The following is a 20,581-nucleotide window of genomic DNA, read 5'->3' as shown; positions in this document are numbered from 1 at the left end:
GATCTACTTTTCCGTCTCCACGAGTCCGCGCACGAACAATTTCTGCATCACGACGACGACGAAAACCGGCGGCAGCATCGCAAGCACGGCGGTCGCCATCACGATCGGCCATTCGGTCAGCGCGTCGGTGGTGGTGATCATCTTGCGGATGCCGACCTGGATGGTCTGCATGTCGTCGCGGGTGGTGATCAGCAGCGGCCAGAGGTATTGATTCCAGCCGAGGATGAAGAGGATCACGAACAGCGCCGCCATGTTGGTGCGCGACAGCGGCAGCAGCGTGTCCCAGAAGAAGCGCAAGGGGCCGGCGCCGTCGATGCGGGAGGCCTCCAGCAGCTCGTCGGGCACGGTCATGAAGAACTGGCGGAACAGCAGCGTCGCGGTGGCCGAGGCGATCAGCGGCAGTGAGAGGCCCGCATAGCTGTCGAGCATGTGCAGATCTGCGACGATCTTGTAGGTCGGATAGATGCGGACCTCGACCGGCAGCATCAGGGTGATGAAGATGATCCAGAAGATCGGCATCCGGAACGGAAAGCGGAAATAGACGATCGCATAGGCCGAGATGATCGAGATCGCGATCTTGCCGACCGCGATCAGCAGCGCCATCACCAGCGAGTTCAGCATCATGTTGCCGACGGGCTCGCGGGTCGATCCGCTCGTGCCGACGAAAATGGTCTGGTAGTAGACCTCGAAGAAATGACCGCCCGGCAGCAGCGACATCTGCCCGTTGGCGATCAGCGCGTTGTCCTGGGTCGAGGCGACGAACGCGATGTAGACCGGGAAGGCGACGACCGCGATCCCGATCCAGAGGATGATGTGGGCGATGTAGCGCCGGAAGCCCTCTTCCTCGACCATCAGTAGGTCACCTTGCGTTCGACGAAGCGGAACTGGATTCCGGTCAGCACGATCACCATGACCATCAGGATCACCGACTGCGCCGCCGAGCTGCCGAGATTGCCGCCGAGCAAGCCGTCGGAATAGACCTTGTAGACCAGCGTGACCGTCGACGTTCCGGGACCGCCGCGGGTCATGGTGTCGATGATGCCGAACGTGTCGAAGAAGGCGTAGACGATGTTGACCACCAGCAGGAAGAAGATGGTCGGCGACAGCAGCGGGAAGGTCACGGTCCAGAACCGCCGCATCGGACGGGCGCCGTCGATCGCGGCGGCCTCGAACACGCTCTTCGGGATCGCCTGCAGGCCGGCGAGGAAGAACAGGAAATTATAGGAGATCTGCTTCCACGCGGCGGCGAGGATGATCAGCGCGGCGGCCTGGTCGCCATCGAGCAGCGGATTCCAGTCGATGCCCATGTTGCGCAGGTAGCGCGAGAGCACGCCGAGCGAGGGATGCAGCATGAAGATCCAGAGCACGCCGACCACGGGCGGCGCCACCGCATAGGGCCAGATCAGGAGCGTGCGGTAGAGCATCGAGCCACGCAGCGGCTTGTCCGCCATCACGGCGAGCAGCAGCGCGAAGGACAGCGACGAGACGGCGATGGCGAACGAGAACAAGAAGGTTCGGACGATCGCCTCGAAATAGGCCGCGTCCTTGAACAGCTCGACGTAATTCTCGAACCAGACAAAGGTGGTCGACAGCCCGAACGCATCCTGGAGCAGGAAGGACTGGATCACCGCCTGCAGGGCCGGCCAATAGAAGAAGATCAGGACGATCGCGAGCTGCGGCGCAACCAGCGCGTACGGTAACAGCCTTGACTGGAAAATGGCTTGCTTTTGCATGATGCCAGCAGAGCGGCAGGCCGGGTCGCGGCCTGCCGCTCATTGCCTCACTTGACGGCGGTCTTTTCGAACTGCCGCAGCATCGTGTTGCCGCGCTCGACGGCGGCATCGAGCGCCTGCTTGGCGGTCTTCTTGCCGGCCAGCGCCTGCTCGATCTCTTCCGACCAGACGTCACGCAGCTGCACCATGTTGCCGAGGCGCAGGCCGCGCGAGTTCTCGGTCGGCTCCTTGTTGGTCAGCTCGAGCAGCGGGGTCTCGAGATAGGGCTGATCCTTGTAGAAGCCCTCTTCCTTCGCCTTGGCATAGGCCGCCTTGGTGATCGGCAGGTAGCCCGAGGCCTTGTGGATATAGACCTGGCGGTCGGTGTCCGAGAGGAAGGTCAGGAACTTTGCGACGCCCTTGTATTCCTCGGCCGACTTGCCGCCCATCACCCAGAGCGAAGCGCCGCCGATGATCGAGTTCTGCGGTGCGCCCTTGACGTCGGGATAATACGGCATCGGCACGGCGGTGAAGGCGAACTTGGCCTGCGCCTTGACGTTGCCGAAGAACGCCGACGATGTCAGGTAGATCGGGCACTCGCCGGAAGTGAAGCGACCCTCGCCGGTGTTGGTGCGGCCGGCGTAGTCATAGGTCTTGGTCTTCTGCAGCTCGACCAGGGTTTCGAGATGCTTGACCTGAAGCGGTCCGTTGAACTCGAGCACGGTGTCGAAGCCGTCGAGGCCGTTGGCCTTGCTGGCGAGCGGCACGTTGTGCCACGCCGAGAGCTGCTCGAGATTGACCCAGGTGATCCAGGAGCCCGAGAAGCCGCAGGTGTCGTGACCGGCAGCCTTCAGCTTCTTGGCGGCCTCGAACGTTTCGGGCCAGGTCTTCGGAATCTCGACGTTCGCCTTCTTCAGCTCGTCGAGGTTGACCCACATCACGGTCGAGGACGAGTTGAAGGGGAAGGACAGCATCTCGCCCTTCGACGTCGAATAATAGCCGGTGATGGCGGGCAGGTAGATCTTGGGGTCGAATTTCTCGCCGGCGTCGGCCATCAGCTTGTAGACGGGCTTCACGGCGCCGGTCGCGGCCATCATGGTCGCGGTGCCGACTTCGAACACCTGCATGATATGCGGGGCGTTGCCGGCGCGGAACGCCGCGATGCCGGCGTTCATCGTATCGGGATAGTTGCCCTTGTAGGTCGGGATCACCTTGTAGTCGCTCTGCGACGCGTTGAAGTCGGTGGCGAGCTTGACGATAACGTCGTTGTTGGCGCCGGTCATCGCGTGCCACCACTGGATTTCGGTCACGGCCAAGGCCGGTGAGGCCGATAGTCCAACCGTGAGTGCAATAGCGGCAGCCGCTCCAAAGTGTCGAAGAGCCATCAAGTAAACCTCCCTTGGGCCGTCAAAAATGATCGCTTGCGCTAGCAGCGCCATATGACGTTCACATGACTGTGTAAGCGGCCGAAACGAAAGCGGCAAGCGCTGGAAAAGGGAAGCTGTCAAATAGGCGAATGCCGCGCGCGCAGCGTCCTCCGTTCGCGATGCACAGAGCGCCCGCACCGCAGTGCGGCATTGCCGTCGGATGAGGAAGGCGAGGCGCTAGCGCTTGCGCTCGGGTCCGCAGACCGTGCCCTGCTCGACCATCGCGTCGATCTCGGACCTGGAGTAGCCGAATTCGCCCAGCACCTCGGCCGCGTGCTGGCTGAATTTCGGCGGCAGGCGCCGCAGGCTCGGCTTGCTGCGATCGAGCCGGATCGGGGATGCCACGCCCTTGTACCAATCCTTCTCGATGATATCGCCGCGCGCGATCGTGTGCGGGTTGGTCAACGCCTGGTCGATCTTCTGCACGGGGCCTGCGGGCAGGCCCGCGGCGAGCAGGCGATTGCACAGCGGCTCGGCCTCGTGCTGGCAGAACACCGCGGCGAGCTCGGCCCGCAGTGCCTCGCGATTGGCGATGCGGTCCTTGTTGCGCGCAAAGCGCGGATCGGTGCCGAGCTCGGGCTTGCCGATCTCCTTGGCGAGCTTGCGGAAGGTGCCGTCATTGCCGACGCCGATGAAGATGTTGTCGGTCTTGGTCGGGAAGATCGCATAGGGCACGAGGTTGGGATGCTCGTTGCCGGTGAGCGACGGCGGCTTGCCATGCATGAAATAATTCGCGGTGTGCGGATGCATGATGGCGAGACCGGTCTCGTACAGCGTGGTCTCCAGGAACTGGCCCTGGCCCGAGCGCTGCCGCTCCGACAGTGCCATCAGGATGCCGATCGCCGCATAGAGGCCGGTGCCGATGTCGACCAGCGGCACGCCGATCCGCATCGGTCCGCTCTCGGGCGAGCCGGTCGCCGCGATCATGCCGGTCATGGCCTGGATGATGGCGTCATAGCCGGGATTGCCGCCGCGCGGGCCGTCGGCGCCGAAGCCGCAGATCCGGCAATGCACGAGCCGCGGAAATTTTTCCCGCAACACCTCGTTGCCGATGCCCCATTTCTCCAGCGTGCCCGGCTTGAAGTTCTCGATCAGGACGTCGGCGCTCTCCAGCATCTTGAGCAGCACGGCCCGGCCGCCCTCGGAGGCGAGGTCGAGGCCGATCGAGCGCTTGTTGCGGTTGATGCCGATGAAATAGGCCGCGTCTTCTTCGTGGAAAGGAGGGCCCCAGTCGCGCACCTCGTCGCCGGCGGGCGGCTCGACCTTGATCACGTCGGCGCCATGGTCGGCGAGGATCTGGGTGCAATAGGGACCCCCGAGCACGCGCGTGAGATCGATGACGCGCAGGCCGCTCATTGCGCCCGTGGCAGCTCCAGAACTGGCGGCTTCAGTCATCCCTTCGCGTCCCCTGTGTCGATGTGATCACAGGCCTAACGAGGTTCGTCCGGACCGGCAATGGCTTCCCGCGTAGGGCGTCATGCAGGCCGCTCGCCGCAATCCCGCGGGATGGCAAATCATGGGAAGCGGCCGGTCCGAGAGGATCCCGGGCCAGCCGCTTCAGCTACCCGATCAGACGACCGTCAGGCGAACGTCGACATTGCCGCGCGTCGCGTTGGAATACGGGCACACCTGGTGCGCCTTCTCGACCAGCGCCTCGGCTTCCGCGCGGGCGAGGCCCGGCAGCGAGACGGCAAGGTCGATGTCGAGACCGAAGCCGCCGGCCGCGCGCGGGCCGATGCCGACGGTCGAGGTCACGGAGGCGTCGGCCGGAACCTTGGGTCCTCCCTGCGAGGAGACGAACTTCATCGCGCCGATGAAGCAGGCGGCATAGCCCGCCGCAAACAGCTGCTCGGGATTGTTGCCGGCGCCGCCGCCGCCGCCGAGTTCCTTCGGCGTGGTGAGCTTGACGTCGAGCGCGCCGTCGAGGGTCGCGGCATGGCCGTCGCGGCCGCCGGTGGCCTTTGCGCTGGTCTTGTAGAAAACGTTCACTGACATTTTCGTCTCCCTGTGTTTCTCGGGTGGGGTGCGATCCTTATCGCAAACAATTAGATTGTGCGCAATTGAAATTATAAGGCCTCACATTTAATTGTTCGCAATTGAATATGCCGCCGGCCGGCTCCAGAATGGAGCAAGTCCCGTGAGATTCTCGATGCCCCGGAAACATTCGGCAGCGGACGCGCCGCTTCGCCTCGATAACCAGATCTGCTTCGCGGTCTATTCGGCCGCGCATGCCTTCAACCGCGTCTACAAGCCGCTGCTGGACCGGCTCGGCCTGACCTATCCGCAATACCTGGTGATGCTGGTGCTGTGGGAGCGCGACGACGTGCCGGTGAAGAGCATCGGCGAAAAGCTGCACCTGGATTCGGGCACGCTGACGCCGCTGCTCAAGCGGCTCGAGGCGGCCCATCTCGTCAAGCGCACGCGCTCGAGCGAGGACGAACGTCAGGTGCTGATCGCGTTGACGCCGCAGGGCCAAGCCTTGAAGGACAAGGCGCGGGCCGTGCCGCAATCGATCCTGGCGGCGACGGACTGCTCAGTCTCGGAACTGGTCGCGATGAAGGACGAGATCGTGGCGCTGCGCGATCGGTTGAATGCGGTGATTGGGGAGTAGGGGTTAGGTTTGCGTGCTTAGGACAGCCGCTTCTTTGTGAACGCCCGGCCGGAGTGAGACTTCAGGTACGCTTCAAAGGCGAGCGCTTTGTGCTTGTCAGGGAAGGCGCAGTACCAGATCAGCTTCCAAGGCTTGAACTTGGCGGTGTGGGTGGATTTGCCAGCATTGTGCTCTGGAATCCGGCGCTTCAGATCTTCCGTAGCCCCAACGTATTCCTGCTCAGGAAATTCGATGCTGCGGAGGATGTAGACGTGCCACATTGACGATTATCGCCTGGGCAGCCGCTGTGTCGAAGTCTCACCAGTCCGTCTTCGCCCTTCGGGCTTCGCCGGACACCACGCTTCGCCCTTCAGGCTGTGCGCGGCTGCGCCACGCGTAGCCTGAAGGGCGAAGCGTGGTGGAGCCAGGCGGGATCGAACCGCCGACCTCTTGCATGCCATGCAAGCGCTCTCCCAGCTGAGCTATGGCCCCTTAACCGTCCGACGCGCCTTGGGCGACGCGTCGGGAAAGACCCAGAACCACAGTTCTGGAATTATCTCAAGTCTCTTCGTCACCGCCGACATCACCAATGATGTCGGTCACGTCCTCGTCGCCTTCTTCGTCGTCGGCGATAAAGGTCGAATCGTCGTCGTCATCGTCCTCGATGGTCTCATCGACTTCGATGTCGTCCTCGGATTCGGGTACGACGGCCTTGACCTTGCCGGTGTTCTCCTCGGCATCGGCCTCCTCGAGCGAGACCTCCTCGACCTCCGCCGGCTCCGGCGTGGCGTCGGCGGCAGCGGCTGCGTGGCGGGCTTCGGCGCCGCGGGGAGCGCGAGCCGGCGCGATGGGCGCGATCGGCACGACTTCACCGGTATAGGGCGAGATCACCGGATTCTTGTTGAGGTCATAGAACTTTTTGCCCGTGGTCGGGCAAATACGTTTAGTTCCGAGTTCGGACTTGGCCACGGCAGAGGAATCCTGGAAATGTCTGAAAAGCGGTGCTTCACTTGGCTAGTTGGCGGCCCGCTGTCAATAGCGCATTGCGGGAGAACGACATGCCCGTGACGGCGGGGAGACCATGTGATACCTGCCCCGCGAGTCCCGCAGGGATGTTCCGGGCCTATCCAAGGACACAAACTTGACCGATTCCGACAAGCCGACGCCGCTCCAGTCGCGCGCCAGCGGTCCCCTGACCGGGAAAGTACGGGTGCCCGGAGACAAGTCGATCTCCCACCGTGCCCTCATCCTCGGCGCGCTCGCGGTCGGAGAGACGCGGATTTCGGGCCTCCTGGAGGGCGAGGACGTCCTCAACACCGCCAAATCCATGCAGGCGCTTGGCGCCAGGGTCGAGCGCACCGGAGATTTCGCCTGGAAGGTGAACGGTGTGGGTGTCGCGGGCTTCGCGGAGCCCAAAGTGCCGCTGGATTTCGGCAACTCCGGCACCGGCTGCCGGCTCGTCATGGGCGCCGTCGCCGGCTGCCCGATCTCTGCGATTTTCGACGGCGATGCCTCGCTGCGCACCCGGCCCATGCGCCGGATTCTGGACCCGCTGGAAAAGATGGGTGCGAAGGTCGTCTCCGGCGGCGAGGGCGGCCGCCTGCCGCTGACCGTCCAGGGTGCGCGCGATCCGCTGCCGATCACCTACAAGACCCCGGTCGCCTCGGCCCAGATCAAATCCGCCGTGCTGCTCGCGGGTCTGGCCGCGCCGGGCACCACGACCGTCATCGAGACCGAGGCCAGTCGCGACCACACCGAACTGATGCTCAAGCATTTCGGCGCCGAGATCACCTCGGTGCAGGAAGGTCAGCACGGCCGCCGTATCACGCTCGTGGGGCAGCCTGAGCTGCATGGCGCCAATGTCGTCGTGCCCGCCGATCCCTCATCGGCGGCGTTCCCCATCGTTGCTGCGCTGATCGTCGAAGGTTCCGACCTCGTCCTGTCCGATGTCATGACCAATCCGCTGCGCACCGGTCTTTTCACCACCCTGCGCGAAATGGGTGCCTCGATCGAGGAAAGCGAAGTTCGCGGCGACGCCGGCGAGCCGATGGCGAAGCTGCGCGTACGCGCCTCGAAATTGCGCGGTGTCGAAGTGCCGCCGGAGCGCGCACCGTCGATGATCGACGAATATCTGGTGCTGGCGGTAGCGGCCGCCTTTGCCGAGGGCACGACCATCATGCGCGGCCTCCAGGAGCTGCGCGTCAAGGAATCCGACCGTCTCGAAGCCACTGCCGCCATGCTCCGCGTCAACGGCGTCAAGGTCGAGGTCTCCGGCGACGATTTGATCGTCGAAGGCCGCGGCCACGTTCCCGGCGGCGGCGTTGTGGCCACCCACATGGACCATCGCATCGCGATGTCCGCGCTGGTGATGGGCTGCGCGTCGGACCAGCCGGTGACCGTCGACGACACGGCCTTCATCGCCACCAGTTTTCCGGATTTCATCCCGATGATGCGTTCGCTTGGGGCCGAGTTTTCATGATCATCGCCATCGACGGGCCCGCGGCGTCGGGCAAGGGCACGCTCGGCAAGCGCCTCGCCCACCATTACGGCTACCGTCATCTTGATACCGGCGTGATCTATCGCGCGGTGGCCTATTCCCTGATGCAGTCCGGGCATGATCTCCGGGACGAGGCAGCCGCGGTCGCTGCGGCGCTGGAACTCGATCCCGAGAAGTTCGGCAATCCCGCCCTGAAGACCCAGAAGGCCGGCGAGGGCGCCTCCATCGTCTCGGCGATCCCAAGGGTGCGCGAGGCCCTGGTCAGCTTTCAGCGGCAATTCGCCGCCGATCCGCCCGGCGCCGTGCTCGACGGTCGGGATATTGGAACCGTGATCTGCCCCCATGCCGACGTGAAGATCTTCGTCGTGGCCGACCCCAAGGTCCGCGCCCGCCGCCGGACCATGGAGGCCAAGGCGCGGGGCGAGGAGGCCGACGAGGCGGCCGTGCTCGCCGACATCATCCAGCGCGACGAACGCGACAAAAACCGGGCGATCGCGCCCCTGAAGCCGGCCGCGGATGCTTACTTGCTAGATAACTCCCAACTGGATATAGAAGGCGGCGTCCGGGCCGCCATCGACATTATCGAGGCCGTCCGAGCGGGCCGGTCGCGGGGTTAAGCCGCTGCCGTCATTGGAGGAAGCGCCCGCTCCCGCTCTTTGAGGTCGATACTCTCGGTCCCTGCTTGGGGCCGACGCGATCCAGGTTCCGGACAAAAGATTTCCACGTATCGAATGCGCGGGCCTCAGCCGGCCCGCTTCCGCTGTTCCGCCCTCCAGGTCGGAGCAGCGAGCGGTCGCTCGAAGGTTCTGCGGACCTTCCGACACTGCGCGTACGGTGCGCCCAAGAACCCAACGGCCGGCATGACATCCGCAACTGGAGAACAAATGGCTTCGACTTCTGCTGATACCTATAGCCCGTCGCGCGACGATTTCGCCGCGATGCTCGACGAGTCCTTCGCAGGCGGCAACCTGCAGGAAAGCTCAGTCATCAAGGGCAAGGTTGTTGCAATCGAAAAGGACATGGCCGTCATCGACGTCGGCCTGAAGACCGAGGGCCGCGTTGCCCTGCGCGAATTTTCCGGCCCCGGCCGCGACAGCGAGCTCAAGGTCGGCGACGAGGTGGAAGTGTTCCTCGACCGGATCGAGAACGCCCTCGGCGAAGCCGTGCTGTCGCGCGACAAGGCGCGCCGCGAAGAGAGCTGGGGCAAGCTCGAGAAGGCCTTCCAGAACAACGAGAAGGTCAACGGCGTCATCTTCAACCAGGTCAAGGGCGGCTTCACTGTCGACCTCGACGGTGCCGTGGCCTTCCTGCCGCGTTCGCAGGTCGACATCCGTCCGATCCGCGACGTTGCGCCGCTGATGAACAACTCGCAGCCGTTCCAGATCCTCAAGATGGACCGTCGCCGCGGCAACATCGTCGTGTCGCGCCGCACGGTTCTCGAAGAGACTCGCGCCGAGCAGCGTCAGGAGCTGGTGCAGAACCTCGAAGAGGGTCAGGTCATCGACGGCGTGGTCAAGAACATCACCGATTACGGTGCGTTCGTTGATCTCGGCGGCATCGACGGTCTGCTGCACGTCACCGATATCGCGTGGCGCCGCGTCAACCATCCGACCGAAGTGCTCTCGATCGGCCAGACCGTGAAGGTCAAGATCATCAAGATCAACCACGAGACGCACCGCATCTCGCTGGGCATGAAGCAGCTGTTGGACGATCCGTGGCAGGGCATCGAAGCCAAGTACCCGCTGGGTGCCCGCTTCACCGGTCGCGTCACCAACATCACCGACTACGGCGCGTTCGTCGAGCTCGAGCCGGGCATCGAAGGCCTGATCCACGTCTCCGAGATGTCGTGGACCAAGAAGAACATGCACCCCGGCAAGATCGTTTCGACCTCGCAGGAAGTCGAAGTGCAGGTGCTGGAAGTGGATTCCGTCAAGCGCCGCATCTCGCTCGGCCTCAAGCAGACCATGCGCAACCCGTGGGAGGTCTTCGTCGAAGGTCACCCGACCGGTTCGACGGTCGAGGGCGAAGTCAAGAACAAGACCGAGTTCGGTCTGTTTCTGGGCCTCGAGGGCGACGTCGACGGCATGGTCCATCTCTCCGACCTCGACTGGAAGCAGCCGGGCGAGCAGGTGATCGACAACTACAAGAAGGGCGACATGGTGAAGGCCGTGGTGCTCGATGTGGACGTCGAGAAGGAGCGTATTTCGCTCGGCATCAAGCAGCTCGAAGGCGACCCCTTCGCCGAGCCGGGCGATGTCAAGAAGGGCGCGGTCGTGACCTGCGAAGTGATCGAAGTGAAGGAGAGCGGCATCGAGGTGAAGATCACCGGTACCGACTTCACCACTTTCGTGAAGCGCTCGGAGCTCGCCCGTGACCGCAACGATCAGCGCGCCGAACGCTTCGCCGTCGGCGAGAAGGTCGATGCCCGCGTGATCCAGTTCGACAAGAAGGCCCGCAAGGTCCAGGTGTCGATCAAGGCGCTCGAAGTCGCCGAAGAGAAGGAAGCCATCGCGCAGTACGGCTCCTCCGATTCGGGGGCGACGCTCGGCGACATCCTTGGCACCGCGCTCAAGAACCGCGACACCAAGTAAGCGAAACGCAGGTTTCGTTGCATCAAAGCCCCGGCGCAAGCCGGGGCTTTTTTGTTGCTATCGTCGTCCCGGCGAAGGCCGGGACTCATACCGCGTGACCTATCGATGATGGGCGTTAGGAGTGCCGAGGCCACGGGTCTTCGCCAAACTACTCCCTGTGGTTATGGGTCCCGGCCTTCGCCGGGACGACAATGAGTGTGTCGCTACGTCGTGGCCCATGCCGCAGCCGGCCTTGTTTTCTTCTAATTGCGCCGCAATTGATGTATCCAGATAAGCCAATGCTGACGCTGCGACGGCACAACGCGCTTGGCCTTTCATTTGGAGATATTGAGATGTCGCTCGATTCGGACATCATCGTCGATCGCCGCAGGATCCGCCGCAAGCTGACGTTCTGGCGCGTATTGGCCGCGCTGATCGCGGTCGCGGCGATCGCAGGTTTCGCGCTGGTCGCGACGCCGGGTGCGCGCGGCACGTTCGCGTCCGCCGGCTCGATCGCGCGGGTCCAGATCGACGGCCTGATCCGCAGCGATTCCGATCGCACGCAGGCGCTGGAACGGCTGGAGAATTCGCAGGCTGCCGCCGTCATCGTTCACGTCAATTCGCCGGGCGGCACCACCGCCGGCTCCGAGCAACTCTATGATTCGCTTGTACGGCTGAAGGCAAAGAAGCCGCTCGTCGTGGTCGTCGAAGGCCTCGCCGCCTCCGGCGGCTACATCACCGCGATCGCGAGCGATCACATCATCGCCCAGCAGAGCTCGCTGGTCGGCTCGATCGGCGTGCTGTTCCAATTCCCGAACGTCTCGGAGCTGTTGAAGACCGTCGGCGTCAAGGTGGAGGAGGTAAAATCCACGCCGCTGAAGGCCGCGCCCAACGGTTTCGAGCCGACCAGCCCCGAGGCACGGGCGGCGCTCGATGCGCTGGTGAAGGATTCCTATGCCTGGTTCAAGGGATTGGTGAAGGAGCGGCGTGGCATGGATGACACGCAGCTCGAGAAAGTGGTTGATGGCCGTGTCTTCACCGGACGCCAGGCCATCGATCTCAAGCTGATCGATCAGATCGGCGACGAGAAGACCGCGGTGACCTGGCTGGTCGAGCAGAAGGGCGTCAAGAAGGGGCTCTCCGTGCGCGATTACAAGCTGCAGCCGCGCTTCAGCGATCTGCCGTTCCTCAAGACGGCGGCCGCAGTGACGCTGGAAGCACTGGGTTTAGGCTCGATTGCGCATCAAATCGCGCAAACCGGCGTCGTGCAGGCGGTTGATCGGCTCGGAATGGATGGAATGCTCGCCTTGTGGCAGCCGGCGGCGTCGAACTGACCGGAACCGGGCGAGCCCCAGAGGTTTTTCCCGTTCGGCGCGTGCAGGGCCAGCCTGCTTTTTCGGCATTTGTCACGTATTTTCACGACGCTCAACCTTCATTTAGCGTCTTGACAGATCACGGTATTTTCACGGAAATGGTCGTCCGCACGCTCCCGGGTCCTATCTCTCGATGATCAAATCCGAACTTGTTCAGCGTATCGCCGAGCACAACCCGCATCTGTACCAGCGGGATGTCGAGAACATTGTGAATGCGATTCTCGAAGAGATCGTAGCGGCTCTCGCGCGCGGTGATCGCGTCGAGTTGCGCGGCTTCGGTGCCTTCTCGGTCAAGCATCGCCCTGCACGCGCAGGGCGCAATCCGCGCACGGGCGCCCATGTGCCTGTCGATCAGAAGAGCGTTCCGTTCTTCAAGACCGGCAAGGAAATGCGCGAACGGCTGAATCGCGACCATCCGGATCCAGGCGCGCCAGACTGAGGTCCACCTCAGGGTTTCCCGCGGTCGCGAGCGATGCGGCCGCAACCTTGATTCAAGGCGAGCGAGCCGTGATGCGAAAATTCCTGACCGCGCTGGTCGTGATTCCGCTGGGCCTGATCCTGATGGTCTTTGCCGTGGCCAACCGGCATTTCGTCACGGTCTCGTTCGATCCCTTCGTTTCCAACGACCCGTCATTCTCTGTCACGCTGCCGCTGTTCCTGCTCCTGATCGTGGTGGCAGCGCTCGGAGTGGTCGCGGGTGGTTGTGCCGTCTGGTTGGGCCAGCGGCACTGGCGGCGTGCGGCGCGCCGGCATGACGCGGATGCCCGGGCCGCGCGAGGCGAACTGGCTGATCTGCGGGCCCAGTCTGCCGCAGTAAGGCCTGAGTCCCAGCGCCTCCCCGTTCCCTCCGGGGTGGGGCTTTACGGGTCCGTCGGGCGAGACAAGCAGCGCGCGACGTTGTAGAAGCGGCCGCAACCGAAAAGCCCGTTTTCCGGCCGCGGACCTGCGGCCTCCATTTGCTTTGAGCCCATATCCGTCGAGAACATGTCCTTGCTCGTCAAAATCTGCGGCCTGTCCACGCCCGAGACGCTCGAAACGGCGCTCGAGGCGGGTGCCGACATGGTGGGGTTCGTGTTCTTCCCGCCGTCGCCGCGACATTTGTCGCTGGAAGCCGGCCGGGAGCTCGGCCGGCAGGTGAAGCGGCGCGCGCTCAAGGTCGCGCTCACCGTCGATGCCGACGATGCCACGCTCGACAACATCATGGACGCGCTGTCGCCGGACATGTTCCAGCTTCATGGCACGGAGAGCGTGGCCCGGCTGCGCGACATCAGGCAACGGTTCGGTCGTCCGGTGATGAAGGTCGTGCCGGTCGCAACGTCGGCCGATCTCGCCGTGCTGCCCGGTTACGCAGAGGTTGCCGAACGCATCCTGTTCGATGCGCGCGCACCGAAGGACGCAACGCGGCCGGGCGGCCTCGGTGCACCGTTTGATTGGCATCTGCTCGGAAACCTGGAGCTCGCGGTGCCGTATATGGTCTCGGGCGGCCTCAGCGCCGACAACGTCGCCGAAGCCGTTCGCGTCACCCGGGCCGGTGGCGTCGACGTCTCCTCCGGTGTCGAGAGCGCCCCAGGCGTGAAAGACCCCGAGATGATCAAGGCCTTCATTCGCGCCGCGCGCGCAAGCCAAGATGCAAGTCAAGAGTTGAGCGTCCGATGAATGTTGTAAAACCCAATTCCTATCGCAGCGGCCCCGACGAGCGCGGCCATTTCGGCATTTTCGGCGGACGCTTCGTTGCCGAAACCCTGATGCCGCTAATCCTCGATCTGGAGAAAGCCTACACCGAGGCCAAGGCCGACCCGGCCTTCCAGACCGAGATGAACGGCTATCTCAAGAATTATGTCGGCCGGCCCTCGCCGCTCTATTTCGCCGAGCGTCTGACCGAGCATCTCGGCGGCGCGAAAATCTACCTCAAGCGCGAAGAGCTCAACCACACCGGCTCGCACAAGGTGAACAACGTGCTCGGCCAGATCATGCTGGCGCGACGCATGGGCAAGAAGCGCATCATCGCCGAGACCGGCGCCGGCCAGCACGGTGTCGCCACCGCGACGCTGTGCGCGCGCTTCGGCCTGGAATGCATCGTGTACATGGGCGCCGTCGACGTCGAGCGGCAGCAGCCCAACGTCATCCGCATGGAGATGCTGGGCGCGACGGTCATTCCAGTGCAGTCGGGCACGCGCACGCTGAAGGATGCCATGAACGAGGCGCTGCGCGACTGGGTCACCAACGTGCACAACACGTTTTACTGCATCGGGACGGTCGCGGGTCCGCATCCCTATCCGACGCTGGTGCGCGACTTCCAGTCGATCATCGGCAACGAGACCAAGGCGCAGATGCAGGAGATCGAAGGCCGGCTGCCGGATTCGCTGGTCGCCTGCATCGGCGGCGGCTCCAACGCCATGGGCCTGTTCCATCCGTTCCTCGACGATTCCACCGTCGAGATCTTCGGCGTCGAAGCTGCGGGCCACGGACTGACGCAACTGCATGCGGCATCGATCGCCGGCGGCCGGCCGGGCGTGCTGCACGGCAACCGCACTTATCTGCTGATGGATGCGGACGGCCAGATCCAGGACGCGCATTCGATCTCCGCCGGCCTCGACTATCCCGGCATCGGCCCCGAGCACTCCTGGCTGCACGAGATCGGCCGCGTGAACTATCTCTCCGCGACCGACGACGAGGCGCTCGCAGCGTTCCAGTTGCTGTCAAAGCTGGAAGGCATCATCCCCGCGCTCGAGCCGGCACATGCCATCGCCAAGGTGATGGAGCTCGCGCCGAAGCGGACAAAAGATCACCTGATGGTCGTCAACCTCTCCGGCCGCGGCGACAAGGACGTCCCGCAGGTCGGCGACATCCTGCGGGGCAAGAGCAAGTGACCACGCGTATCGACACCCGTTTCGCCGAGCTGAAGAAAGCCGGCCGCGCGGCCTTCGTCACCTTCGTGATGGCCGGCGATCCCGATCCGGCGACCTCGCTCGAGATCATCAAGGCGCTGCCGAAAGCGGGCGCCGATGTGATCGAGCTCGGCATGCCCTTCACCGATCCGATGGCTGACGGCCCGTCGATCCAGGCGGCAGGCCTGCGCGCGCTCAAGGCCGGCATGACGCTGAAGAAGACGCTCGATCTCGTGCGCAGCTTCCGCAAGGACGACAACACCACGCCGATCGTGCTGATGGGCTACTACAACCCGATCTACATCTATGGCGTCGACAAGTTCTTAGGTGATGCGAAGAGTGCCGGCATCGACGGCCTCATCATCGTCGACCTGCCGCCGGAAGAGGACGACGAGCTCTGCCTGCCCGCGATGAAGGCCGGCCTCAATTTCATTCGGCTTGCAACGCCGACGACCGACGACAAGCGTCTGCCGGCGGTGCTCGCCAACACCTCGGGCTTTGTCTACTACGTTTCGATCACCGGCATCACCGGCGCTGCGGCCGCGGACTCCACGGCCGTCGGCGAGGCAGTTGCCCGTATCAAGCGGCACACAAAACTGCCGGTCTGCGTCGGCTTTGGCATCCGTACACCGGAGACCGCCCGCGCGATTGCCTCGCATGCCAATGGCGCCGTGGTCGGCACCGCGCTGGTCGATGCCCTCAAGAACAGCCTCGATGCGGACGGGCACGCCACCGGCAAAACCGTCAACGCCGTCGCCGAGCTGACCGCGGCACTGGCCCAGGGCGTCAAAGGCGCGCAACAGGCGGCGGAATAGGCCATAATTCCGCTGCCAAGTCCGACGAGCAAGTCCGAAGAGCAAGGCGGACGATCCGGCGGCTTGCCGGGCCGGGTCCCGGCCGCCATATATCCCTTCAGGTGGTCCCCAGGCGGGATCGCACATCGGAGCAAACCATGAACTGGCTTACCAATGTGGTCCGGCCGAAGATCCGCAACATGCTGCGGCGGGAGACGCCGGAGAATCTGTGGATCAAGTGCCCGGATTCCGGACAGCTCGTGTTCTACAAGGACGTCGAAGCCAACCAGTTCGTCATTCCCGGCTCGAACTACCATATGCGCATGAACGCGGTGGCGCGTCTGAAGTCGGTTTTCGACAATGAGACCTGGTACGACGTCGCGCTGCCTGACGTCACGCCCGATCCGCTCAAGTTCCGTGACGAGAAGAAGTACGTCGATCGCATCAAGGATGCCCGCGCGCGGACCAATCTGAACGACGCGATCAAGGTCGGCTACGGCAAGCTCGAAGGTGCCGCCGTCGTTGTCGCCGTGCAGGATTTCGACTTCATGGGCGGCTCGCTCGGCATGGCCGCGGGCGAAGCCATCGTGCGCGGGCTCGAGCTCGCGGTCGAGAAGAAGTCACCCTTCATCGTGTTCGCCGCCAGTGGTGGCGCGCGCATGCAGGAAGGCATCCTGTCGCTGATGCAGATGCCGCGCACCACGGTCGCGGTGCAGATGCTGCGTGAAGCAAAACAGCCCTACATCGTCGTGCTGACCAATCCGACCACCGGCGGGGTCACCGCATCCTATGCGATGCTCGGCGACGTGCAGATCGCCGAACCGGGCGCGCTGATCGGTTTTGCCGGCGCGCGCGTGATCGAGCAGACCATTCGCGAAAAGCTCCCCGAGGGTTTTCAGCGCGCCGAATACCTCAAGGAGCACGGCATGATCGACATGGTCGTGCACCGCCACGAATTGCGTCCGACCCTGGCGCGGCTCTGCCGACTGTTGACCAGGGCGCCGGCGCTTGAGACCGCGTCAAAGCCGGTGCAGCCGGTCGTCAGTCCGGCGCAGATCGTATCGGCTCCCGAAACGGCGCCGGCCGCGCCGCACGCGTGAACGCTTCCTCCGACCGCGCAAAGCCGCCGCTCGACGAATTGATCGGGCGGCTGTCGGCCCTGCACCAGAAACGCATCGATCTCGGGCTGGAGCGGATGCACCGCCTGCTCGAGCGGCTCGGTCACCCTGAGCGCAAGCTGCCGCCGGTGATCCACATCGCCGGTACCAACGGCAAGGGCTCGACGCTCGCTTATCTGCGCGCGACGCTGGAGGCCGCCGGCCTGCGCGTCCACGCCTACACGTCGCCCTATCTCGTTCGCATCAACGAATGTTTCCGGCTCGGCCGCGTCGGTGGCGGTGTGCTGGTCAGCGACGACGAATTGCGCGCGGCGCTGGAACAGGTCGAGCGTGTCAACGCCGGTGAGCCGGCCACCGTGTTCGAGCTCAAGACGGCGGCGGCATTTCACCTGTTCGCGCAGAACCCGGCCGATGTGGTTCTGCTGGAGGTCGGCCTTGGCGGCCGGCTCGATTCCACCAACGTGGTTGACGCGCCGGCGGCCTGCGTGATCACGCCTGTCAGCATGGACCACATGGATTTCCTCGGCGACACCTTGACCTCGATCGCCGGCGAAAAGGCGGCGATCATCAAGCGCGGCGTGCCGGTCGTTTGCGCGGAGCAGTCGGCTGAGGCGATGGCCGTGATCGAGGCGCAGGCCAAGCGCATGCGCGCCCCATTGTTTGCCGCGGGCGAGAGCTGGCACGTCAACGTCGAAAACGGGCGGCTGGTTTATTCCGATGAGCGCGGCTTGATGGATCTCACCGCGCCGCGCCTGTTCGGGCGCCACCAGTTCGACAATGCCGGCCTCGCCATCGCGACGTTGCGGGCCACCAACGCCTTCAAGGTCAACCAGGCGGCGTTCGAGGCCGGGATCGTCGGTGCGGAATGGCCGGCGCGGATGCAGCGCATTGCGTCTGGAGAGCTGCTCGCTTGGGGGCCGCAGGGATCGGAGATCTGGCTCGACGGCGGCCACAATGCGGAAGGCGGCCGCGTCGCGGCGGCCGCACTCGGCGATCTCGAAGAGCGGGTGTCGCGGCCGCTGGTCGTGATCGCCGGCATGATGGCCAACAAGGACGCGCAGAGTTTTCTCGCCAATTTCGCCGGTCTGACCCGCCACATCATCGCGGTGCCGATTCCCGACACCGACAACGCCATGCCGGTCGACCGCCTCACGGATGCCGCCCGCAGCCTCGGCATGCGCGTCGAGCCCGCGCCCGGCGTCGAGGCCGCACTGCGCGCCCTGGCGAAGCTCGCCTACGAAGTGCCGCCGCGCATCCTGATCACCGGCTCGCTCTATCTCGCCGGCCACGTGCTCGCCATCAACGGCACACCTCCTTTATAGTCTTCGCTCCATCCGGGCTACAGGAAGACCCATGCGTTTTGCCGCGATTGCCGACGTCCACGGAAACTACCTTGCGCTGGAAGCTGTGCTCGCCGACATCCGCGCGCAGGGCGTCTCCGACATCGTCAATCTCGGCGATATGCTCAGCGGCCCGCTCGATGCGCGCCGCACCATCGAGATCCTGATGAAGCTCGACGCCGTGCACGTGCTCGGCAATCATGACCGCTATCTGCTCGACCGTCCTCCGGAGAAGATGGGCTCGTGGGATCGTCCGGCCCATGCAGCGGTCAATGCCGCGCAACTCGACTGGCTGCGCGCGCAGCCAATGACGCGCGTGTTTCGCGAGCAAGTTTTCATGTGTCATGCGACGCCCGACAATGACGAAGTCTATTGGCTCGATACCGTGCATCCCGACGGCGCGGTGGCGCTGTCGCCGCTCGATCGCATCGAAGAGTTTGCGCAAGGTATCGCGCAATCGCTGATCCTGTGCGCTCACACCCATCTCGCCCGTGCCGTACGACTTCGCGACGGAAGGCTGATCGTCAATCCCGGCAGCGTCGGCGGCCCGGGCTTCCGTGACAAGCATCCGTTCCCGCATGTCGTCGAGGCCGGCACGCCGCACGCGCGCTATGCGATTCTCGAGCTGACCGATGGCGCCTGGCAGGTCACGTTCCGCCATGTCGTCTACGATCACGAGATGATGGCCGCGCTCGCTCGCCGCAACGGCCAGCCAGAGTTGGCAAACGCGCTGGCGACGGGATGGCTCGGATAGTTGTCGCTCCATCTGGGCTACCGGCTACAGCTGTTTCAACAGCTTTATCGGGTCCACCACCTTCTGCTTCAGCTGCTCGAAGCTGCATTGCCGCGGGGCCTTGTCGGGGCGCCAGCGCAGGATCGAGGTACCGTGGCGAAAGCGGTCGCCGCTGAAATGGTCGTAGCAGACCTCGATCACGAGCTTCGGCTTGAGCGGACACCACTTCGCAGACCGCTCGGTGGACCAGCGGCTCGGCCCGCCCGGCGCGTTGCCGGTGAAGCCCGGCTCGCCGATCAGCGCCTCTAACCGATCGGTCAGGTCAGGCTTTTCCGTCGCCTTGATTGCCGAGGTGAAACCGACATGGTGCAGGAGACCTCCGTCGTCATAGAGTCCGAGCAGCAGCGACCCGACCACCTTGCGGCCGGCGATCTTGTTGGTGGCATAGCGGAAGCCGCCGACCACGCAATCGGCGCTGCGGAATTTCTTGATCTTCTGCATGCCGTCGCGATTTCCCGCCTGGTAGGGCAGGTCGACGCGCTTGGCGATGACGCCGTCCGAGCCGCCACCGGATTGCGCCAGCCACTTTTTCGCAATGGCGTAGCTCGTCGTCGCCGGTGAGAGGCGGAAGATGCTGCCTTTCAGATTGGCTTTGGCAAACGCTTCCAGCGCCGGCCGTCGTTCGCTCAGCGGCTGCTCGGCAAGCTGTTTCTCCCTGGTCGTCGCAAGCAGATCGAAGCCGAGATACAGCGCTGGCGTTTCCTGCGAGAGCTTTTTCACGCGGCTCGCGGCAGGGTGAATGCGTTGCAGCAGCGCGTCGAAGGAAAACCCCTTGCCGTGCGGCACGACGATCTCGCCGTCCAGCGTGAAGCGATCCGCCTTCAGCTTCAGCGCCGCGGCGACGATCTCGGGGAAATAGCGCGCGAGGTCTTCGCCGGATTTCGAGCGCAGGTCAATGCTGCCGCCGTTGCGCGACAGCAGGCAGCGGAAGCCATCCCATTTCGGCTCGTATTGCCACTCCTTGCCGCGCGGGATCGCATCGACCGAGCGCGCCTCCATCGCCACGAGAGATGTCGATTTTCGCGCGCGTCTTGCAGGGGGAGGCACAGGCAGGACTCGTCTTACGCTGGAACTGTCCCATCAACGCAAAACGGCCGGCTTTCGCCGGCCGTTTCCAAAAATAATTTCGTGCGAGGCGGATCAGACCGCGGAGGTGATCCACTGCTGCAGCTTCGCCTTCGGCGCAGCGCCGACCTGACGAGAGGCCATCTCGCCGCCCTTGAAGATCATCAGGGTCGGGATCGACATCACGCCATATTTCGACGCGGTCTTCGGGCTCTCGTCGACGTTGAGCTTCACGATCTTGACCTTGTCGCCCATCGCGCCGGCGATCTCGTCGAGCGCGGGTGCGATCATGCGGCAGGGGCCGCACCACTCGGCCCAGAAATCGACGACCACGGGGCCGTTTGCCTTGAGCACTTCGGCTTCGAAATCGGTGTCAGAAACCTTACCAACGGCCATGGGAGTACCTCGTACCTG

Annotated in this window: 22 protein-coding genes and 1 tRNA gene; 13 read left to right on the top strand and 10 right to left on the bottom strand. The window is 64.2% G+C overall.

Annotation, left to right across the window (positions count from 1 at the left end; translation table 11 throughout):
- Window positions 1-3: 3 nt before the first annotated feature.
- The 5 genes from ugpE to IVB48_RS28230 form a co-directional block, all read right to left on the bottom strand.
- Entirely contained in the window at window positions 4-852 is an 849-nt protein-coding gene (gene ugpE / locus IVB48_RS28250) for a sn-glycerol-3-phosphate ABC transporter permease UgpE (RefSeq protein WP_027514732.1), read from the bottom strand.
- Window positions 852-1,733, bottom strand: coding sequence for a sn-glycerol-3-phosphate ABC transporter permease UgpA (gene ugpA, locus IVB48_RS28245; protein ID WP_027566174.1), 882 nt, complete (start codon window positions 1,731-1,733; stop codon window positions 852-854). The genes ugpE and ugpA overlap by 1 nt, the downstream gene beginning before the upstream one ends.
- A gap of 47 nt (window positions 1,734-1,780) precedes the next feature.
- A complete protein-coding gene (gene ugpB, locus IVB48_RS28240; protein WP_027566173.1) occupies window positions 1,781-3,097 on the bottom strand; it encodes a sn-glycerol-3-phosphate ABC transporter substrate-binding protein UgpB in 1,317 nt (438 codons plus the stop codon).
- A 219-nt stretch (window positions 3,098-3,316) separates the two neighbouring features.
- On the bottom strand, window positions 3,317-4,534 hold the full coding sequence (locus IVB48_RS28235) for a CaiB/BaiF CoA-transferase family protein (RefSeq protein WP_247405059.1): 1,218 nt from the start codon (window positions 4,532-4,534) through the stop codon (window positions 3,317-3,319).
- A gap of 174 nt (window positions 4,535-4,708) precedes the next feature.
- A complete protein-coding gene (locus IVB48_RS28230; RefSeq protein ID WP_247405056.1) occupies window positions 4,709-5,134 on the bottom strand; it encodes an organic hydroperoxide resistance protein in 426 nt (141 codons plus the stop codon).
- Window positions 5,135-5,288: 154 nt separating this feature from the next.
- On the opposite strand from IVB48_RS28230, the gene IVB48_RS28225 reads away from it, so the two are divergent.
- Window positions 5,289-5,750 carry a MarR family transcriptional regulator gene (locus IVB48_RS28225; RefSeq protein WP_247285089.1) on the top strand — a complete coding sequence of 154 codons (462 nt, stop codon included), beginning with the start codon at window positions 5,289-5,291 and terminating at the stop codon, window positions 5,748-5,750.
- A gap of 17 nt (window positions 5,751-5,767) precedes the next feature.
- On the opposite strand, the gene IVB48_RS28220 is transcribed toward IVB48_RS28225, so the two are convergent.
- The 3 genes from IVB48_RS28220 to IVB48_RS28210 all read right to left on the bottom strand — a co-directional run bounded on the left by IVB48_RS28220 (window position 5,768) and on the right by IVB48_RS28210 (window position 6,698).
- Entirely contained in the window at window positions 5,768-6,010 is a 243-nt protein-coding gene (locus IVB48_RS28220; RefSeq protein ID WP_247405054.1) for a GIY-YIG nuclease family protein, read from the bottom strand.
- A gap of 135 nt (window positions 6,011-6,145) precedes the next feature.
- Window positions 6,146-6,221, bottom strand: a tRNA-Ala gene (locus IVB48_RS28215).
- Window positions 6,222-6,287: 66 nt separating this feature from the next.
- Window positions 6,288-6,698, bottom strand: coding sequence for a TIGR02300 family protein (locus tag IVB48_RS28210; protein WP_007598417.1), 411 nt, complete (start codon window positions 6,696-6,698; stop codon window positions 6,288-6,290).
- A gap of 172 nt (window positions 6,699-6,870) precedes the next feature.
- Here IVB48_RS28210 and aroA point away from each other — a divergent pair, with 172 nt between their 5' ends.
- The 12 genes from aroA to IVB48_RS28150 all read left to right on the top strand — a co-directional run bounded on the left by aroA (window position 6,871) and on the right by IVB48_RS28150 (window position 19,063).
- On the top strand, window positions 6,871-8,208 hold the full coding sequence (aroA, locus tag IVB48_RS28205; RefSeq protein ID WP_027566168.1) for a 3-phosphoshikimate 1-carboxyvinyltransferase: 1,338 nt from the start codon (window positions 6,871-6,873) through the stop codon (window positions 8,206-8,208).
- Window positions 8,205-8,843 carry a (d)CMP kinase gene (gene cmk, locus IVB48_RS28200; RefSeq protein WP_027514724.1) on the top strand — a complete coding sequence of 213 codons (639 nt, stop codon included), beginning with the start codon at window positions 8,205-8,207 and terminating at the stop codon, window positions 8,841-8,843. The genes aroA and cmk overlap by 4 nt, the downstream gene beginning before the upstream one ends.
- Window positions 8,844-9,110: 267 nt before the next feature.
- Window positions 9,111-10,817: a 30S ribosomal protein S1 gene (gene rpsA, locus IVB48_RS28195; RefSeq protein ID WP_027566167.1), complete on the top strand. Its 1,707-nt coding sequence runs from the start codon at window positions 9,111-9,113 to the stop codon at window positions 10,815-10,817.
- Between the two features lie 332 nt (window positions 10,818-11,149).
- Window positions 11,150-12,130, top strand: a complete 981-nt coding sequence (gene sppA / locus IVB48_RS28190) for a signal peptide peptidase SppA (RefSeq protein ID WP_247405051.1) — start codon at window positions 11,150-11,152, stop codon at window positions 12,128-12,130.
- Window positions 12,131-12,302: 172 nt separating this feature from the next.
- Window positions 12,303-12,608 carry an integration host factor subunit beta gene (locus IVB48_RS28185; protein ID WP_007598410.1) on the top strand — a complete coding sequence of 102 codons (306 nt, stop codon included), beginning with the start codon at window positions 12,303-12,305 and terminating at the stop codon, window positions 12,606-12,608.
- A gap of 71 nt (window positions 12,609-12,679) precedes the next feature.
- Window positions 12,680-13,072 (top strand): lipopolysaccharide assembly protein LapA domain-containing protein, encoded by a 393-nt coding sequence (locus IVB48_RS28180; protein ID WP_247405046.1) that lies wholly within the window; start codon window positions 12,680-12,682, stop codon window positions 13,070-13,072.
- A gap of 81 nt (window positions 13,073-13,153) precedes the next feature.
- Entirely contained in the window at window positions 13,154-13,825 is a 672-nt protein-coding gene (locus tag IVB48_RS28175; protein WP_027566164.1) for a phosphoribosylanthranilate isomerase, read from the top strand.
- Window positions 13,822-15,039, top strand: a complete 1,218-nt coding sequence (trpB, locus tag IVB48_RS28170) for a tryptophan synthase subunit beta (RefSeq protein ID WP_027514720.1) — start codon at window positions 13,822-13,824, stop codon at window positions 15,037-15,039. Before IVB48_RS28175 ends, trpB begins: the two co-directional genes overlap by 4 nt.
- Window positions 15,036-15,872 carry a tryptophan synthase subunit alpha gene (trpA, locus tag IVB48_RS28165; RefSeq protein WP_247405043.1) on the top strand — a complete coding sequence of 279 codons (837 nt, stop codon included), beginning with the start codon at window positions 15,036-15,038 and terminating at the stop codon, window positions 15,870-15,872. The genes trpB and trpA overlap by 4 nt, the downstream gene beginning before the upstream one ends.
- A gap of 137 nt (window positions 15,873-16,009) precedes the next feature.
- Window positions 16,010-16,951, top strand: coding sequence for an acetyl-CoA carboxylase, carboxyltransferase subunit beta (accD, locus tag IVB48_RS28160; RefSeq protein WP_247285096.1), 942 nt, complete (start codon window positions 16,010-16,012; stop codon window positions 16,949-16,951).
- Window positions 16,948-18,291, top strand: coding sequence for a folylpolyglutamate synthase/dihydrofolate synthase family protein (locus tag IVB48_RS28155; protein ID WP_247405040.1), 1,344 nt, complete (start codon window positions 16,948-16,950; stop codon window positions 18,289-18,291). Before accD ends, IVB48_RS28155 begins: the two co-directional genes overlap by 4 nt.
- 31 nt (window positions 18,292-18,322) lie before the next feature.
- The gene (locus IVB48_RS28150; protein ID WP_247405037.1) at window positions 18,323-19,063 is read left to right on the top strand and encodes a metallophosphoesterase family protein; all 741 of its coding nucleotides are present in this window, start codon (window positions 18,323-18,325) and stop codon (window positions 19,061-19,063) included.
- 24 nt (window positions 19,064-19,087) lie between these two features.
- Here the strand turns inward: IVB48_RS28150 and IVB48_RS28145 are convergent, their stop codons facing one another.
- Both IVB48_RS28145 and trxA read right to left on the bottom strand, forming a co-directional pair.
- Window positions 19,088-20,101 (bottom strand): ATP-dependent DNA ligase, encoded by a 1,014-nt coding sequence (locus IVB48_RS28145; protein WP_247405464.1) that lies wholly within the window; start codon window positions 20,099-20,101, stop codon window positions 19,088-19,090.
- Window positions 20,102-20,242: 141 nt separating this feature from the next.
- Window positions 20,243-20,563, bottom strand: a complete 321-nt coding sequence (trxA, locus tag IVB48_RS28140) for a thioredoxin (RefSeq protein WP_007598398.1) — start codon at window positions 20,561-20,563, stop codon at window positions 20,243-20,245.
- Window positions 20,564-20,581: the final 18 nt, after the last annotated feature.

Origin of the sequence: Bradyrhizobium sp. 76, from assembly GCF_023073025.1 — a bacterium.
Lineage (GTDB): Bacteria > Pseudomonadota > Alphaproteobacteria > Rhizobiales > Xanthobacteraceae > Bradyrhizobium.
The sequence above is the reverse complement of the archived record's forward strand: the minus strand, read 5'-3'. Positions and strand labels throughout refer to the sequence as shown.

Bases quoted from the DNA above. Each gene is read 5' to 3' on its own strand.
- trxA (WP_007598398.1), bottom strand. From the start codon at position 20,563: ATGGCCGTTGGTAAGGTTTCTGACACCGATTTCGAAGCCGAAGTGCTC.
- IVB48_RS28225 (WP_247285089.1), top strand. From the start codon at position 5,289: ATGCCCCGGAAACATTCGGCAGCGGACGCGCCGCTTCGCCTCGATAAC.
- sppA (WP_247405051.1), top strand. From the start codon at position 11,150: ATGTCGCTCGATTCGGACATCATCGTCGATCGCCGCAGGATCCGCCGC.
- IVB48_RS28175 (WP_027566164.1), top strand. From the start codon at position 13,154: ATGTCCTTGCTCGTCAAAATCTGCGGCCTGTCCACGCCCGAGACGCTC.
- rpsA (WP_027566167.1), top strand. From the start codon at position 9,111: ATGGCTTCGACTTCTGCTGATACCTATAGCCCGTCGCGCGACGATTTC.
- IVB48_RS28145 (WP_247405464.1), bottom strand. From the start codon at position 20,101: ATGGAGGCGCGCTCGGTCGATGCGATCCCGCGCGGCAAGGAGTGGCAA.
- trpB (WP_027514720.1), top strand. From the start codon at position 13,822: ATGAATGTTGTAAAACCCAATTCCTATCGCAGCGGCCCCGACGAGCGC.
- IVB48_RS28185 (WP_007598410.1), top strand. From the start codon at position 12,303: ATGATCAAATCCGAACTTGTTCAGCGTATCGCCGAGCACAACCCGCAT.
- IVB48_RS28180 (WP_247405046.1), top strand. From the start codon at position 12,680: ATGCGAAAATTCCTGACCGCGCTGGTCGTGATTCCGCTGGGCCTGATC.
- ugpB (WP_027566173.1), bottom strand. From the start codon at position 3,097: ATGGCTCTTCGACACTTTGGAGCGGCTGCCGCTATTGCACTCACGGTT.
- IVB48_RS28220 (WP_247405054.1), bottom strand. From the start codon at position 6,010: ATGTGGCACGTCTACATCCTCCGCAGCATCGAATTTCCTGAGCAGGAA.
- IVB48_RS28235 (WP_247405059.1), bottom strand. From the start codon at position 4,534: ATGACTGAAGCCGCCAGTTCTGGAGCTGCCACGGGCGCAATGAGCGGC.
- ugpE (WP_027514732.1), bottom strand. From the start codon at position 852: ATGGTCGAGGAAGAGGGCTTCCGGCGCTACATCGCCCACATCATCCTC.
- IVB48_RS28230 (WP_247405056.1), bottom strand. From the start codon at position 5,134: ATGTCAGTGAACGTTTTCTACAAGACCAGCGCAAAGGCCACCGGCGGC.
- cmk (WP_027514724.1), top strand. From the start codon at position 8,205: ATGATCATCGCCATCGACGGGCCCGCGGCGTCGGGCAAGGGCACGCTC.
- ugpA (WP_027566174.1), bottom strand. From the start codon at position 1,733: ATGCAAAAGCAAGCCATTTTCCAGTCAAGGCTGTTACCGTACGCGCTG.
- accD (WP_247285096.1), top strand. From the start codon at position 16,010: ATGAACTGGCTTACCAATGTGGTCCGGCCGAAGATCCGCAACATGCTG.
- IVB48_RS28150 (WP_247405037.1), top strand. From the start codon at position 18,323: ATGCGTTTTGCCGCGATTGCCGACGTCCACGGAAACTACCTTGCGCTG.